This is a genomic window from Azospirillum agricola (assembly GCF_017876095.1).
In the GTDB taxonomy this organism is placed as follows: domain Bacteria; phylum Pseudomonadota; class Alphaproteobacteria; order Azospirillales; family Azospirillaceae; genus Azospirillum; species Azospirillum agricola.
Genome location: NZ_JAGINM010000003.1, coordinates 1 through 14296 on the forward strand (window position 1 = coordinate 1; position 14296 = coordinate 14296).

Annotated in this window: 9 protein-coding genes; 4 read left to right on the forward strand and 5 right to left on the reverse strand. The window is 67.2% G+C overall.

Going from position 1 to position 14296, the window contains the following annotated elements:
* Positions 1–298: 298 nt before the first annotated feature.
* Positions 299–673 carry a hypothetical protein gene (locus J2847_RS04620; RefSeq protein WP_209777343.1) on the reverse strand — a complete coding sequence of 125 codons (375 nt, stop codon included), beginning with the start codon at positions 671–673 and terminating at the stop codon, positions 299–301.
* Between the two features lie 19 nt (positions 674–692).
* On the opposite strand from J2847_RS04620, the gene J2847_RS34510 reads away from it, so the two are divergent.
* Positions 693–824, forward strand: a complete 132-nt coding sequence (locus tag J2847_RS34510) for a response regulator (protein ID WP_267912491.1) — start codon at positions 693–695, stop codon at positions 822–824.
* 197 nt (positions 825–1021) lie between these two features.
* Positions 1022–2692, forward strand: a complete 1671-nt coding sequence (locus J2847_RS04625; protein ID WP_209777345.1) for a methyl-accepting chemotaxis protein — start codon at positions 1022–1024, stop codon at positions 2690–2692.
* A gap of 147 nt (positions 2693–2839) precedes the next feature.
* Here J2847_RS04625 and J2847_RS04630 read toward each other — a convergent pair whose 3' ends face one another.
* The 4 genes from J2847_RS04630 to J2847_RS04645 form a co-directional block, all read right to left on the reverse strand.
* A complete protein-coding gene (locus J2847_RS04630; protein WP_209777347.1) occupies positions 2840–5008 on the reverse strand; it encodes a methyl-accepting chemotaxis protein in 2169 nt (722 codons plus the stop codon).
* A gap of 440 nt (positions 5009–5448) precedes the next feature.
* Positions 5449–8814 carry a PAS domain S-box protein gene (locus J2847_RS04635; protein WP_233474291.1) on the reverse strand — a complete coding sequence of 1122 codons (3366 nt, stop codon included), beginning with the start codon at positions 8812–8814 and terminating at the stop codon, positions 5449–5451.
* A 67-nt stretch (positions 8815–8881) separates the two neighbouring features.
* Positions 8882–9928: an HD domain-containing phosphohydrolase gene (locus J2847_RS04640; RefSeq protein ID WP_209777348.1), complete on the reverse strand. Its 1047-nt coding sequence runs from the start codon at positions 9926–9928 to the stop codon at positions 8882–8884.
* 210 nt (positions 9929–10138) lie between these two features.
* Positions 10139–12520, reverse strand: a complete 2382-nt coding sequence (locus J2847_RS04645) for a hybrid sensor histidine kinase/response regulator (protein WP_209777350.1) — start codon at positions 12518–12520, stop codon at positions 10139–10141.
* A gap of 849 nt (positions 12521–13369) precedes the next feature.
* On the opposite strand from J2847_RS04645, the gene J2847_RS04650 reads away from it, so the two are divergent.
* The gene (locus J2847_RS04650) at positions 13370–13741 is read left to right on the forward strand and encodes a VOC family protein (RefSeq protein WP_209777352.1); all 372 of its coding nucleotides are present in this window, start codon (positions 13370–13372) and stop codon (positions 13739–13741) included.
* A gap of 28 nt (positions 13742–13769) precedes the next feature.
* Positions 13770–14207 carry an EVE domain-containing protein gene (locus J2847_RS04655; RefSeq protein WP_209777353.1) on the forward strand — a complete coding sequence of 146 codons (438 nt, stop codon included), beginning with the start codon at positions 13770–13772 and terminating at the stop codon, positions 14205–14207.
* Positions 14208–14296 lie beyond the last annotated feature (89 nt).

Here is a 14296-nt window from a genome sequence, read left to right on the forward strand (position 1 = left end):
CGAGAGCTGGCGGTTCAAGAACCGCTCCTGATCCAAAGCCTTCCCCCCGTCCGTTGCCCGGGGGGCCCACAGGACCCTCCCACGCGCGCCGCTGCGTCAGCCAGGGGGGCACTGCGCGGCGCGCGCGGGCCCCTCCCGTGGACTCCCTGGACAACGGGCTTCTGCAACTGGAAGCGTGGCTGGAAATTGGACGCCGATGATGGCTGGTTTTTCGAGGCCGATTGACATCGGGATACCGGGAGGCGCGACCGCCCCCATGCTCATGACCGCCATATCCGCGGCTTGCTAATCTTTGGTGTCACCGTCCGCCGCCGGTGGAGTGCCGGTCGTCGTCGATGACCATTTGTGCCTGTTTCTTGCGCGCGATGCCGGCGCTTGAGAAGTTTGCAGTCCATATCGTCCAATCGGCGACCTGCAACCGTTTCCACAACATCGAGTAGCGGTGCGCGCGTTGGCTGTTGGAGCGAAAGGTCCAAGGCCTTTCCCTCGAAGACGCGGTCACGTGCGCCTTCCAGATGCCAGTGCATCCGCATCCGTGCCGTTTTTCGCCGTCGCGGGCTCCGATCCCCTCGAGGATGCCGCGATGCTCGTCGAACACTCCGGTCAGTCCGGCGTTGGAGCCCACCAGCGGCGCGCCGTGGAATTTCATGCCGACCGCGATCTGATTCTTCATCCGCCTGCTGTTCGCCGAGGTGCTCGCCGGGACCGGCCACGAGGCGATCCAGGCCGCCGACGGCGCCGAGGCCCTGGCCCGCCTGTCCCGCGACGTCGGCGCCATCGTCACCGACGTGATGATGCCGAAGATGACGGGGGCGATTGGGTGACGACGGCGTGCGGCCGTAGGAGGTTGGTGAAGATACCGGTGATCTTCATGAGCGCTTTGCCATTGCCGATGACCGCAACTTCCCCTGCCAGATTTTTCCTGGCAAAATCTTTTACCGCAGACCGGCTGGTGGATGCTGTGCAGCGGTCCCTGGGCAACTGGCCCCAGGAATGAATGTCCCCAACCTCCTGGTGTTGAATGTCCACGATCAAGGCCCGTCTCCTGATTGCACTCGGCGCGATCAGCTTTCTTCTTCTGGCGATCTCGCTGACCGGATGGATTGCGTTGAGCCAGTCCAATCAAGGAATCAGCGATGTCTTCAATCACCGTGTCGTTCCGCTGCGGGATCTGAAGGTCACCTCCGACCTGTACGGCCTGAACATGGTGGACACCGCCCACAAGGTCCGCAACGGCACGCTGACCTGGGAGCAGGGCGTCCAGTCGATCGATCAGGCCGTCGCCGAAATCGGCACGCGGTGGTCGGCCTACATGGGCACCGACATGGCCGACGACGAGAAGCGCCTTGCCGCCGAGGCGAAGCAGCGGATGGACAAGGTTCGCGGAAGCGTCGAGACGCTGCGCGCGCTGTTCCAGACCAAGGACAAGGCGGGCCTCGACCGGTTCGTCTCGACCGAGATGTATCCCAGCTTCGACCCGATCACGGAAGCCATCGGCCGTCTGGTGGAAATCCAGCTCGACGGCGCCAATCTCGATTACACCGCGTCGCAGGAAACCTACGCCCGCTCGCGCTGGATCCTTGGGACCGGGGTGCTTCTCGGCATCGCGGCGATCGCCTTTGCGCTGGTCACGACGCTCGGCCGTGCGATCCGGCCGCTGAACGGCATCGCCGCGCGGATGGAGCGGCTTGCCAAGGGCGATCACGGGATCGATGTCGAGGGAGCGGAGCGTCAGGACGAGGTCGGAACGCTCGCCCGCGCGCTTCAGGTCTTCAAGGAGGCGGCCATCGCCAACCGCCGGCTTGAAGAGGAGCAGCGGCTCGAGCAGCACGCCAAGGAGCAGCGCCAGAAGCGGATCGAGGGCTTCATCACGTCCTTCGATCGGACGGTGTCGAGCGTCCTCGGCGGCGTGGCGTCGGCCTCCACCGAGCTTGGCCGGACGGCCGAGGGCATGGCGTCGCTCGCCAGCCGGACCAACCAGCAGGCCACGGCATCGGCGGCGGCGGCCGAGCAGACCTCGGCCAACGTGCAGACCGTCGCCGCCGCCACCGAGGAGATGGCCGCGTCGATCCAGGAGATCAGCCGCCAGGTCGGCAAGTCCAACGAGATCGCCGCGACGGCGGTCACCCAGGCGCACGCGACGACCGGTACGGTGCGCGGCCTGGCCGAGGCGACCGGGCGCATCAACGCTGTCGTGCAGTTGATCCAGGACATCGCCAGCCAGACCAACCTGCTGGCGCTGAACGCCACCATCGAGGCGGCCCGCGCCGGCGAGGCCGGCAAGGGCTTCGCCGTCGTCGCCAGCGAGGTGAAGGCTTTGGCCAACCAGACGGCCAGGGCGACCGAGGAGATCGCCGCGCAGATCGCGTCGGTGCAGGCGGCCACCCAAAGCACGGTGGGCGCCATCGAGGGGATCGGCGGCACGATCACGACGATGAACGAGATCGCCGCGACCATCGCGGCGGCGATCGAGGAGCAGAACGCCACGACCGGCGAGATCACCCGCAACGTCCAGCAGGCCGCCCTGGGCACCGAGGAGGTCAGCGGCACCATCGCTCAGGTGAACCACGCCGCGACGGAGACCGGCACGGCGGCGACGCAGGTGCTCGGCGCCTCGGGCGAACTGTCGCAGCAGGCGGAGACGCTGCGGCGCGAGGTCGAGACATTCCTCGCCAGCATCCGGGCGGCCTGACCGCCGATCGCCACGCGCGCGGCATCGGCATCGGCATCGGCGACGGTGGTTCGTCCCGCAGGCGGACCGAATTCCAGGGGCAAGCTTCGCGCCGCCGAGCCCGGCGTCCCAGGATGCCGGGGCCGGGCTCGACGGCGCCTGTTCCGATCATGCCGCGGCGCGTTCCGTCTCGGATGCCGCGTTTCCCACCACCTGGGTCAGGACGCGTTGCAGGTCGGTGACGTTGCCGGCCACCTCCACCGTGCCCAGGCTCATCTGCTTTGCCTGCATTCCGGTCTGGATGGCTTCCTGCGAAACGTCGTTGATGCGGAGCGAGACCCCCCGCGCGACGTTGGACGCCTCCAGGATGTTGCGGCTGATCTCCTGGGTGGCCGCCGACTGCTCCTCCATCGCCGCGGCGATGGCGCCGGAGACCTGGTCGATCTGGGCGATGATGCCGCCGGTCTCGCTCACGGCGGCGACCGCCATGCCGGTTATGGCCTGGATTTCCTCGATCTGGCGCGCGATCGTTTCCGTCGACCGGGCGGTCTGGTTGGCGAGTTCCTTCACCTCATGCGCGACCACGGCGAAGCCTCTGCCGGCGTCCCCCGCGTGGGAGGCTTCGATGGTGGCGTTCAAGGCCAGCAGGTTGGTCTGGCTGGCGATGCGGTTGATGATGCCGACCACGTTGCCGACGCGCCCCACCGCATCGGACAGCTTCTGGATCCGTTCCTGGGTGTGTTCGCCGATTTCCACCGCCCGCCGGGTCAGGTTGCTGGAATGCGCGATCTGGGCGGTGATCTCCCGGATGGACACGGAGAGTTCTTCGGTGGCGGACGCCACCGTCTGGGCGCTGTCGAGCGCCTGGCCGGCCGCGGCCGACACATCCTGGGCGGTCGCGACGACGCGTTCCGCCGATTTGGCCATGCCGTCGGCGTCGATGGCCATCGACCCGGTGCGGCGCACCACCCGCAGAACGGCGTTGGCCGCCTCCTGCTCCACCATCTTCGCCATGTCGAGGGTCATCTGACGCTCCTCTTCGGCCTGCCGCTGGCGTTCGGTGCGCTCCTGGTTGGCGTAGGCGAGCTTGGCCTTGACCGCCCGGAGCTGCGACCCGCTGCGCGCGAATTCCAGAATGTCCGGATAAGGCATCGCGGACAGCAGGTCTCCGCGCGCGATGGCGTCCAGATGCCGCTCGACCTGCCGCTGCGGGCGCTGGACGCTCCTGAGGATCAGGGCGCAGGCGGCGGTGGCCATGACGAGGCACAGCAGCAGCAGGCCCGACACCAGAAGGACGCGCCGGTTCAGGTCGTCCGCCTCGGCCTCGAACAGGCTCCTGCCGTGCGGCACCTGCAACGCCGCCAACTCGCCAAGGGTCGCGTGCGCCTCCTCGAAGAGCGAAAGGGCGGTGTCCTGGAGATGGCGCGCGGCCGCCTCGGCCTGTCCGGCCCGCGCCAGCTCCGCGACCCTTTCCAGCCCCTGCGTCTCCAAGGCGCCCGCCTGATCGGCGAGCCGTGCCGCCAGCGATCTTTCCCGGTCCGTTGCCGCCGCGGCTTCGATCGCCCGCGCGTCACTCAGCCAGCTGATGCCGGACCGCATCGGCGAAAGCCGCTGGTCGGGGCCGGTGGCGCCGTCCTGGCGGCGGCCGATGAGCGGCAAGGCCGCCTCCCGCATGTCGTCCTGCATGCGGTCGCGGAGGGTGGCGATCCGGCTGAGCTGGACCACGTCGCCGTCGTAGAGCGAGTGCAGCGTCTGGTTGGCTCCGGACATCCCCGACAGACCGATCCCGCCGATCGCGCCCATGGAGGCCAGCGACAGCACCGAGGCGACGACCAGCTGTCCGCTGACGCTGGCGATCCGGGCCTTCAGGCGGGTGGCCGGACCGCGGCGGACAAGATGCCCGTCCACCAGTTCGTACTCCCCCCGCGTTCCGGAGCGGAGCTGGCGATAGACCTCTTCCGCACGGTCGATCTCCTCGCGTGAGGGTTTGGAGCGGATGGAGATGTAGCCGGTGATGGCGCCGTTCTCCGCGACCGGCGTGACGTTGGCCTTGACCCAGTAATGGTCGCCGTTCTTCGCCCTGTTCTTGACCAGACCCTCCCACGGGCGGCCGGCCTGGATGGTCTTCCACAGATTGCCGAACGCCTCCTGCGGCATGTCGGGATGGCGGACGAGGTTGTGGGGCGAATGGATCAGCTCCTGTTCGGTGAAGCCGCTGATCTCCACGAAGGCTTTGTTGACGAAGGTGATCCGCCCCTTCGTGTCCGTCCTCGACACGAGAAGCGTGTCCGCCGGGAAGTCGACTTCGCTGTTGGTTACCGGAAGGTTTCTGCGCATGGCGTTGGATCCTGGCTTCTTGCGGGGCTGCGTTTCCGCTCTGCCTCCCCAAGAGCAACGAACATGCCACTAGGATTTCTGAGGTCTTTGGCTATTTGGCGTTGTGCATCGCGTCAGAACCATGGAGAATGCATATCTATTTATGCTTATTATTTTTCCCCGACGGATATCGGCACATAAGAGGATTTGCAAAATGCGTTTCCATTTTGGTTTGCATTTTCGAAAACCGCTCTATATCGAATGGGTTCTGTCATTTCCACTTTGCGTTCTGATTGTTTCCAGTTTTTTGGAACAATAATCCAAGTCGGGGGCGGGGCGATACGGGTATGCTTCGAACGTCGATTGTGCATCCCGCTAACTTGTGCTTTCCCTTTCCTTGCGCGCAAGGGCCAACTCATGGAAACGGCGGTCTGTCCATCGCCCGCAACCATGGCGCCCCGTCAGCCCGTGACGGGCGCCGTTCCCTCCAGCGCGTCGAGCGTCCGGGCCAGCAGATCCTCGAGGCCGGCCACGAGCGGCCGCGCCTCCTCCAGGCAGGCGGCCTTCTCGATCTCCGCCGCCACGACGCCGAGACGCCTGGCTCCGACGTTCCAGGCCATGCCTTTCAACGAATGCGCGACACGGCGGTGCTCCACCTCGCCGCCGTCCAGCGCGCGGTGGAGCGTGACGATCTGCTTCCTCGCCGAGGCGGCCAGGCCGTCGATGGCTTCGCGCCACCCTTCCGGGCCCAGCACGCCGGCGATGGATTCGCTCTGCTCCTGATCGATGAGCGATTCCGGGCCGGGCGGGGCGGCCGGCGGCGCCTCCGCCTCCGCTGCCTCCCGCCCGGACAGGGCCGCCGCCATCTCCCGCCACAGGGCGTTTGGGCGGACGGGTTTCGTGACGAAGCCGTTCATGCCGGCGGCCAGGCATTCCGACTGGCTGCTCCTGGACGCCTGGGCCGTCAGCGCGATGATGGGAATCCGGCTGTTCCGGTTCTCCAGGCCGCGGATGCGGCGCGTGGCTTCCAGCCCGTCCATCCCCGGCATCTGGACATCCATCAGCACCAGGTCGATGTCGGTTTCCTCCGCCATGCGGACCGCTTCCCGGCCATCCGACGCGATGAGGACGCTGTGGCCGCCGCGTTGGAGGAGCCGCCTTACGATGTCCCGGTTGACCGGATTGTCGTCCACCGCGAGCACCCGCAAGGGGGGGAGCGCGGGCGGCGGCGCGTCGGCCTGGACGGCCCGGTCCCGGTCCGTCCGTTCCTGCGGCGTGGAAGCCAGACAGGTGATCGAGAAGGTGAACCGGCTTCCCTTGCCGGGCGCGCTGCGGACGCCGATGCCGCCCCCCATCGCGGCGCAGAGTTCCTTGCAGATGGCGAGCCCGAGCCCGGTTCCGCCGTAACGGCGGGTGATGGAGCTGTCGGCCTGGGTGAAGCGGTCGAACAGGGTCGCCGCCGCCTCCGGATGCAGGCCGATGCCGGTGTCCTCCACCTCGAACTCCAGCCTGAACCGCCCGCCCTCCAGATCCCCGCCGCGCCGGACCCTCATGACGACGTGGCCGGCCTCGGTGAATTTGAGGGCGTTGCCCACCAGATTGCAGAGGATTTGCCTCAGCCGCGCGGCGTCGGCCATCACCGCGTCCGGCACGGACGGCGCCAGCTCGACCGACAGCGCGATGCCCTTGTCACGGGCTCCCGGCTCGAACAGCTCGAGAACGGTTTCCAGGACCTGCGCCGGGTCGCAGTCGGCCTCCTCGATCGTGACCCGTCCGGCCTCCAGCTTCGAGAAGTCGAGGATGTCGTCCAGCAGCCGCAGCAGGGTCTCCGCCGAGCGCCGCGCGACGGTGGCGAGATGCCGCTGTTCGGGCGCGAGGTCATCGTCGCCGAGCAGGGCGAGCGTTCCGAGCACGCCGTGCATCGGCGTGCGGATCTCATGGCTGATGGTGGCCAGGAATTGGCTCTTCATGCGGTTGGCGTGCTCGGCGCTGTCGCGGGCCTGACGCAGGTTGTCCTCGATCTGCTTGGTCTGGGTGAGGTCCCTCAGGATGCCGATGAAGCAATCGCGGCCGTCGCTGCGCCAGCTGGACAGAGCAATCTCGACCGGCACGGTGGCGCCGTCCTTCCGCTGGATCGTCAGCTCGCGCTGCTCCATGACCGGCGACTCATGGCCGTCCGCCCGGCAGCGCTTCAGGAGGTCCAGCGGGATGGAGCGGTCGGGCTCCGGCATCAGCAGGGCGATGCTCCGCCCGGACACCTCCTCCTCCCGGTGACCGAAGAGGCGCTCGGCGGACGGGTTGAAGCCGATGATGGAGCCGTCCTGGTCGGTGGTGACGATGGGTTGTCCGACGGCCTCGAACATGGCGCGGTAGCGATGCTCGCTGGCCGCCAGCGACCGCTCGGCCCGGTGCCGCTTGGTGATGTCGGCCCCGGAGCCGCGGTAGCCCCGGAACGTCCCGGCCTCGTCGAACACCGGCTTGCCGCTGACCGACCAGACGCGTGTGCCCCCGGCCGGTTCGGGACAAGCGAACTCGAAATTGCGGAAGGGCCGATGCTCTTCCAGGCAGCGCTGGTGTTCCCGCCAGAACGCCTCGTCGCCCGGCTCGCGCAGGGCGATCTCGTCGCGCCGGCGGCCGAGAAAGGCCGCCTCGTCGGCCTCCCGCCCGTCGATGGGACCGGAAACGCTGGTGAAGCGGAAATCGGCGTCCATCTCCCAGAACCAGTCGGAGGCGGTCTCCGCGATGTCCTTCAGCTTCTGCTTGTTGGCCCGCGACTGCCGGATGGCCTCGTCCAGCGCCCGCTTGATGCGCTCCTGGACCAGGCTGTGCCAGGTGACCAGGCTGGCCAGGACGAGAAGCAGGACCGACGCGCCGCTGGCGCCGAGGACGTAGGCGCGCTGCCGGGTCCAGGTCTCGGCCATGAAGTCGGTTTCGGCGAAACCGGCGGCGACCACCAGCGGATAGGCCGTCAGGGTGCGGTAGCTCATCAGGCGGGTCACGCCGTCGATGGGGCTGGTGGTGCGCAGGAACCCTTCCGGAGCCTCCTGGACCGCCTTGTGGATGGCCGAGGGGGTGAAATCATGGCCGAGCATGCCGTCGGTGAGGATGTTGCGCGCCCGCAGGATGCCGTCGCGTCCGAAGATGACGATCACGCCATGCTCGCCGACATCGAGATCGTCGAAGATCCGGCTGAAATAGAACGGGTCGAGCGAGGCGACGATGATGCCGTCGAACGTGCCGTCCGGAGCGTCGACCCGGCGGCTCAGCTGGATCGACCATTTCCCGGAGGCGCGCCCGAACACCGGGCGGCTGATGAACAGGCCCTTGTGCGTCCCGTCCTTGTGGACGCGGAAATGCTCCCGGTCGGACAGGTTCACCTTGGCCGGCGCCCCCTCGACGCTGGTCTGCACCAGGTCGCCGTTGCGGTCCGCGTGGGCCAGCTGGAGCAGCAGGTCGGACTCCAGGGATGCGCTGCCCATCAGGTCGCGCAGCAGCGTGCCCTCGCTGTGGCGGTGCTGGAGGTCATAACCGACGACGTGGAGGACGCGGTCGGCGCTGGAGATGGCGCGGGTGGTCTGCTCGGCGATGATCCGCGCCAGGTTGGCGGTGTCCCTTTGCGCCCGCTGCATGGCGTCGTGCTGGTCCCGTTCGGACAGCACCCAGGTCGCGCACCAGGTCGAGGCCCCGAGAATCAGGGTGGCCAGCCACACCACCAGGATCAGCGTCCTGGAGCGCGCGGGATCGGTGGTGGAGCCGCTTCCGCCGGTCGCGGCCGTCGGCATCGGCCGGCTGGTCGCCGGGGAGGGAAGGGGGGCTGTGGTCGGCATGGTCGGTGTTCCGGTGGGGGGCGGCGTGTCGCGGACGGGCGAGGGGTGCGTTTTCGGGGCCGTCCGGTCAGGCCCGGGCCAGCAGTTCCGGGGAGGTGTGAAAGGTCTCGACCACGGCACCCCACCGCGCCACGAAGACGGCGACGCAGGAGGGGTCGAAATGGCTGCCGCTGTTGGCGAGCAGGAAGGACCTGGCGTCCTCCAGCGGCCAGGCGGGCTTGTAGGGGCGGGGCGAGGTCAGGGCATCGAACACGTCGGCGACGGCGACGATGCGGGCCGCGAGGGGGATGGCGTGGCCGCCCAGGCCTCTCGGGTAGCCGGAACCGTCGAACTTCTCGTGGTGGGCGTGGGCGATCTCGGCCGCCAAGCTGATCAGCCCGTGCGCGCTGTTGCACAGGATGGAGTGGCCGATGACCGGGTGCTGCCGCATCACCTGCATCTCCGGTTCCGTCAGCCTGCCCGGTTTGAGCAGGATGGAGTCGGGAATGCCGATCTTTCCGATGTCGTGCATCGGGGCCGCCTGGACGAGCGTGCGGCGCTCGTCGGCGTCGAACCCCAGCCCGTCGGCGATCAGGCCGGCGTAGGTGGCCATCCGCTCCAGGTGTCCGCCGGTTTCCGGGTCCCGGAACTCGGCGGCGTGGGCGAGCCGGCCGACCAGCTCCTGGGCCTGCTGGCGCAGCAGGGCGGTGGCGTCGTCGACCTGGACGCGGAGCATCGCCGCCTGGTCCTTCAGCAGGCGCTGTCCGGTGCGCAGCCGCAGGAGATTCTGCGCCCGGACCAGCAACTCGGGAACGATGATGGGCTTGGTCAGGAAGTCCGTGCATCCGCGCTCCAGGGCCGCCACCCGCAACGCGACGGAGGTTTCGGCGGTGATCATCACCACCGGGACGTCGGCCAGATGGCGCTGCTCCCGGATGCGCTCCAGCATCGCGAGCCCATCGAGCTCCGGCATGACCTGGTCGATGAGGATCAGGTCCGGGGTGTTTTCCCGCAACCAGCCGAGGGCCTCCACCGGGCTGGTGACGGCGACGGGCTCGGCGGCGTCGATGCGGCGTATGACGGAACTCGCGATGAGCAGCGCCGTGGCGTCGTCATCGACCAGCAGAACTTTCATGATCGGTCCTCCTTGCGAAGGGATCGCGGGACGGACGCAGATTGCCTCGCTGCCTGAGAGGCGTATGGGTCCTGTCGGCGGTTTGCACGGCACGCGGAGTGCCGCTCCCTGATTGAGCCATCCCACAGCAAGACCCGTGCCAATGGTTGCGGCCATGCGGGGACGGAGGGACGACGGCCGACCGGAACCGCCGGCGGCGGACGGCGGCGGTCAGGAAGCCGGCATGACGTCCCGAGTCTCGCGAACCGCGTCCATCTCGGCCAGCAGGCGGACGTGCTCGCGCGCGACGAGCGCCGCGTCCCCGGACCGACAGGCATGGCACAGCGCCCGCGCGGCCTCGACGATCCGGGCGTAGCCGAACATTCCCGCCGAGCCGATCAGCCGGTGTGACTCCTCGAACAGCGCGTCCGGGTCGGTGTCCGCCGCGGGGAAGGCGGCGCGCGCGCTCTTCAGCCAGTCGAGGAACAGGGATTGCAGTTCGTCGACCTTCTCCTGGCCGATGCTGGACACCATGGCATCCTGCATGCCCCGGTCGATCAGCGACGGCTTCCCCGCGGACTCCGGGGCGTGTCGCTTTTCAAGCCCGTGCTTGACCGTGGAGAGCAGCTCCTTGGGGAGAAAGGGCTTGGCGAGATGCCCGTCCATGCCGGCCGACAGGCAGTCCTCGATGTCGCTCTGGAAGGTGCTCCCGGTCAGCGCCCAGATCGGAACGCGCGCGTAGGCGCCGCCGAGCGCGCGGATGGCCCGAGTCGCCTCGATTCCGTTCATCACCGGCATGTGCGTGTCCATGAGGACGAGATCGAAGTCATGGCGCTGGATCGTCTCGATGGCCTCCCGCCCATCCAGGGCGGCGACCACCCTGTAGCCGCTTCTTTGCAGGATCGTCTGCGTCAGGAAACGGCCGACGCCGTCGTCCTCCACCAGCAGGATCCGTTCCTTCGGCCCCTCCTCCTCCGAAGCCGAGGCCGTGGCGGCCACGGGGCTCCCCGCCGGTTCCTCGGCCTCGTCGAAGGGAATGGCGAGCCAGAAGGTGCTTCCCTGACCCGCAACGCTCTCGAAACCGACGCGCCCCCCCATCCGTTCGGCGAGCAGCTTGCTGATCGACAATCCCAGACCCGTCCCGCCATACTCCCGCGCGATCGCCGGGTTCGCCTGCGCGAAGCGGTTGAACAGCCGCTCCTGCTGGTCGGGAGCGATGCCGATGCCGGTGTCCCGGACCGCGACCTTCAGAAGGATGCGCCCCTCCCCGTCGCGCTCCTGTCCCATCGACAGCCGCACCTCGCCGTTCGTCGTGAACTTCACCGCGTTGCTCAGGAAATTGTTGATCACCTGTTGCAGGCGGGTCGGATCCCCCCGAAGCCAGCGGACCGCGCCGGAGCTTTGGCCGATCGCCAGGGCGAGCCCCTTCGCATCGGCCATCGGCCTTACCAGGGCCATGGATTGTTCCAGGATCGCCAGGACGTCGAAATCGATGGATTCCAGCTCGATGCCGTTGGCCTGGATTTTCGAGTAATCCAGAATGTCGTTGACGATGCCCATCAGCATCCGTCCGGCGCTTCTCTGGCGGGTGACCAGTTCCTTTTGCTGGTCGTCGAGATAGGAGTTGGTCAGGAGTTCGGACAGTCCGATGATTCCGGTCAGCGGCGTGCGCAGCTCGTGGCTGACCATGGCCAGGAGGGCGGATTTCTCGTCGCTCTCACGATGGGCGTCGGCCAGATCGGCCGACAGGTTTTCCGTCGCGGACTCCATGCTGCGGACGTTGCGCCACCCCACCCACAGCCCGAAGGCGATCAGGAGGACAAGCACGCCGCCGCCGCCGAGCAGCAGCCAGCGCATCGAGCGGTAGGAGGCGTCCGCCATGCTCTGCGGAATGCCGATGACCAGATGCCATCCGGTGTCCTCCAGCGGCATGGTCAGGCTGTAGGCCGGGATTCCGTCCTTCGTGACCACCGTTTCCAGGCCGGTGCGGCCCGCCCGGATGTTCTGCACGATGTCGGGCGTGGGAGAGGATCCGACGTAGCGGTCGGCGTTCTCGCTGCGCGCCACGATGGTCATCCGGCGGTCGACCAGCGCCGCCAGCCATCCCTTCGCGGCGATCTCACGCAGGAGGTCGTTGAGTATCCGGGGGCTGAGAACCTCGGAGAGGACATACCGGACATTGCCGCCGCGCAGCACGGGAACCCGGATGGCGAACATGCCATTCGCCAGATCCCCGACCGTCGGCCTGCCCGTCTCCCAGACCCGCGTCAGGCTTTCGGTCTCCCAAATGGACGGCTTCCGTCCCTGCCCCAGCCGAAGGTTGAGAAGCTGCTGATCCCGATCGTTCAGAATGATGGTGTAGACGGACGGCCGTTCCTTCCACGCCAGTTCGGCGGCGGTCCGGAAACCTTCCAGGTCGGCGGCATCCAAGGTCTGCGAAACGGCGATGCCGGACAGATAGGCGAACTCCTGGTCGATGAGCCTCTGCACACGCTCGGACGCCTCCTCCATCTGGGACTTGAGTTGGTCGTGCAGCATCTCGCGCTGGATGTGGGACACGAACGCCAGAAGCAGCAGGACATAGGCGGCCAGGGGAAGGATGGACAGAAGCATCCAGCAACGCTTCACGCATTTCCTTTTCAGGATTCCCCAGAAAGAGCGGCGACCGGCACCGGAAAGCGCTTCTCTGGCTGTGGGCTGGAGCGTCATGATGGGTCCGCAGTCCTCTTTCCTTGCCACCGACCGATTCAGCCTGTCCGGCTGTCCTCGGATAGAGAGTCCGAAACTGTCCAGGGAATGAGGCCCATGGAATTGCCTCTCAAGCGTCGGCCATTAATTCGTACACAAATTAATGAATTTCTTAAAAGAGACCACAGAGGAACCAATTTCCTGACGCAACGCTGAACCAGAGGTGGTGAACCAACATAACAAGGATGCTATAATTTTATTTCAAAATGAGAATCGCTATGAACTTCTATCAATGATGGATGTGTGGATTAGAAGATATCGCGACTGATCTGTTAAATTTCATTAACAATGATCCTTTCCCTTAATTTCCGATAATTTTATCAGCATCGCTATCGATCATTCATTTCTCTATCACATAAACCGAATATTAAAGCAAGACCTTGAGGGAATGCCCTTTGCCGCAGGGCAGGCGCGGTCGCGTCAATACCGACCTTCGTCGAGGGATCCGCGTCCGGGACCGGGAGCGGCGGCGTGGCGGATGGCCTGGGCCGTCTTCGTGCCGGCGCCCGGACGGCTCGCCGTCCCGCTCGCGACCCGTCCCGCCAAGGGTTCCGGACAGGACGGGGCATCGGTCGGGCAGAGCGTGGCGACGCCGGGCCATCCACCATGCTGACAGAAATTGACAGCAGGGGAGGCTACGGTCGGTTTCACCGGACAGGGCGCGCCAAACGCCCCGCCGGCACGAACCCATCAGACAGCCAAAGGAAACGCGCCATGCTGAACGTCGATTTCGTCCTGCTGTACGTCGACAGCCCGACCGCGAGCGTCGCCTTCTACACCGACCTGCTCGGGCGTCCGCCGGTCGAGGCGTCGCCGACCTTCGCGATGTTCGCCATGGACTCCGGCCTGATGCTCGGCTTGTGGGCCCGGCACACCGTCGAGCCCAAGGCCGAGGTTCCGCCGGCCAGCAGCGAGATCGCCTTCGTCGTTCCCGACCCCGACGCCGTCCGCAGCACCTGCGCCGGTTGGGCCGCCCGAGGCCTGCCGATCGTGCAGGAACCCACGGCGATGGATTTCGGCCACACCTTCGTCGCGCTGGACCCCGACGGGCACCGCCTGCGCGTCTTCGCCCCGAACGGTCATTGAGCGGCCCTTGAGCGGCCAGGAAAGGGGAATGCCCATGGGGGTCCGCAATTGGATCGCCGTGGCCTCGGCCGAGCATGTCCGGCTCGGCCGCGCCGCGGGGTTCATGCAGGTCTGCCACGGCAAGGCGGCGCCGTTGCGCCGCCTTGGCCCCGGCGACCGTGTCGCCTACTATTCGCCGTCGGAGGTGTATCGGGGCAAGGACAAGCTCCAGATCTTCACCGCCATCGGTCTGGTGCGGGAGGGGACGCCCTACCAGTTCGACATGGGCGGCGGCTTCGTGCCCTTCCGGCGCGACGTGGACTGGCTGAAGGCGCGGGAAGCGCCGATCCGCCCTCTGCTCGACCGGCTCGACTTCACCGGCGGCACGCGCAACTGGGGCTACCAACTGCGCTTCGGCCTGTTCGAGGTCAGCGATCACGACATGCGGTGCATTGCCCGGACCATGGACGCCACCCTGCCCCCGTGAGCCGGCCGGTGCCGGCACGCCGGAACCGCGCCGCCGAAAACGGCGGGGGGCTCCGGTCGAGACTGGCGCCGCCACCCGGATCCCGGTAG

Bases quoted from the DNA above. Each gene is read 5' to 3' on its own strand.
- J2847_RS04630 (WP_209777347.1), bottom strand. From the start codon at position 5,008: ATGCGCAGAAACCTTCCGGTAACCAACAGCGAAGTCGACTTCCCGGCG.
- J2847_RS04640 (WP_209777348.1), bottom strand. From the start codon at position 9,928: ATGAAAGTTCTGCTGGTCGATGACGACGCCACGGCGCTGCTCATCGCG.
- J2847_RS04620 (WP_209777343.1), bottom strand. From the start codon at position 673: ATGAAGAATCAGATCGCGGTCGGCATGAAATTCCACGGCGCGCCGCTG.
- J2847_RS04655 (WP_209777353.1), top strand. From the start codon at position 13,770: ATGCCCATGGGGGTCCGCAATTGGATCGCCGTGGCCTCGGCCGAGCAT.
- J2847_RS04635 (WP_233474291.1), bottom strand. From the start codon at position 8,814: ATGCCGACCACAGCCCCCCTTCCCTCCCCGGCGACCAGCCGGCCGATG.
- J2847_RS04625 (WP_209777345.1), top strand. From the start codon at position 1,022: ATGTCCACGATCAAGGCCCGTCTCCTGATTGCACTCGGCGCGATCAGC.
- J2847_RS04645 (WP_209777350.1), bottom strand. From the start codon at position 12,520: ATGCTTCTGTCCATCCTTCCCCTGGCCGCCTATGTCCTGCTGCTTCTG.
- J2847_RS04650 (WP_209777352.1), top strand. From the start codon at position 13,370: ATGCTGAACGTCGATTTCGTCCTGCTGTACGTCGACAGCCCGACCGCG.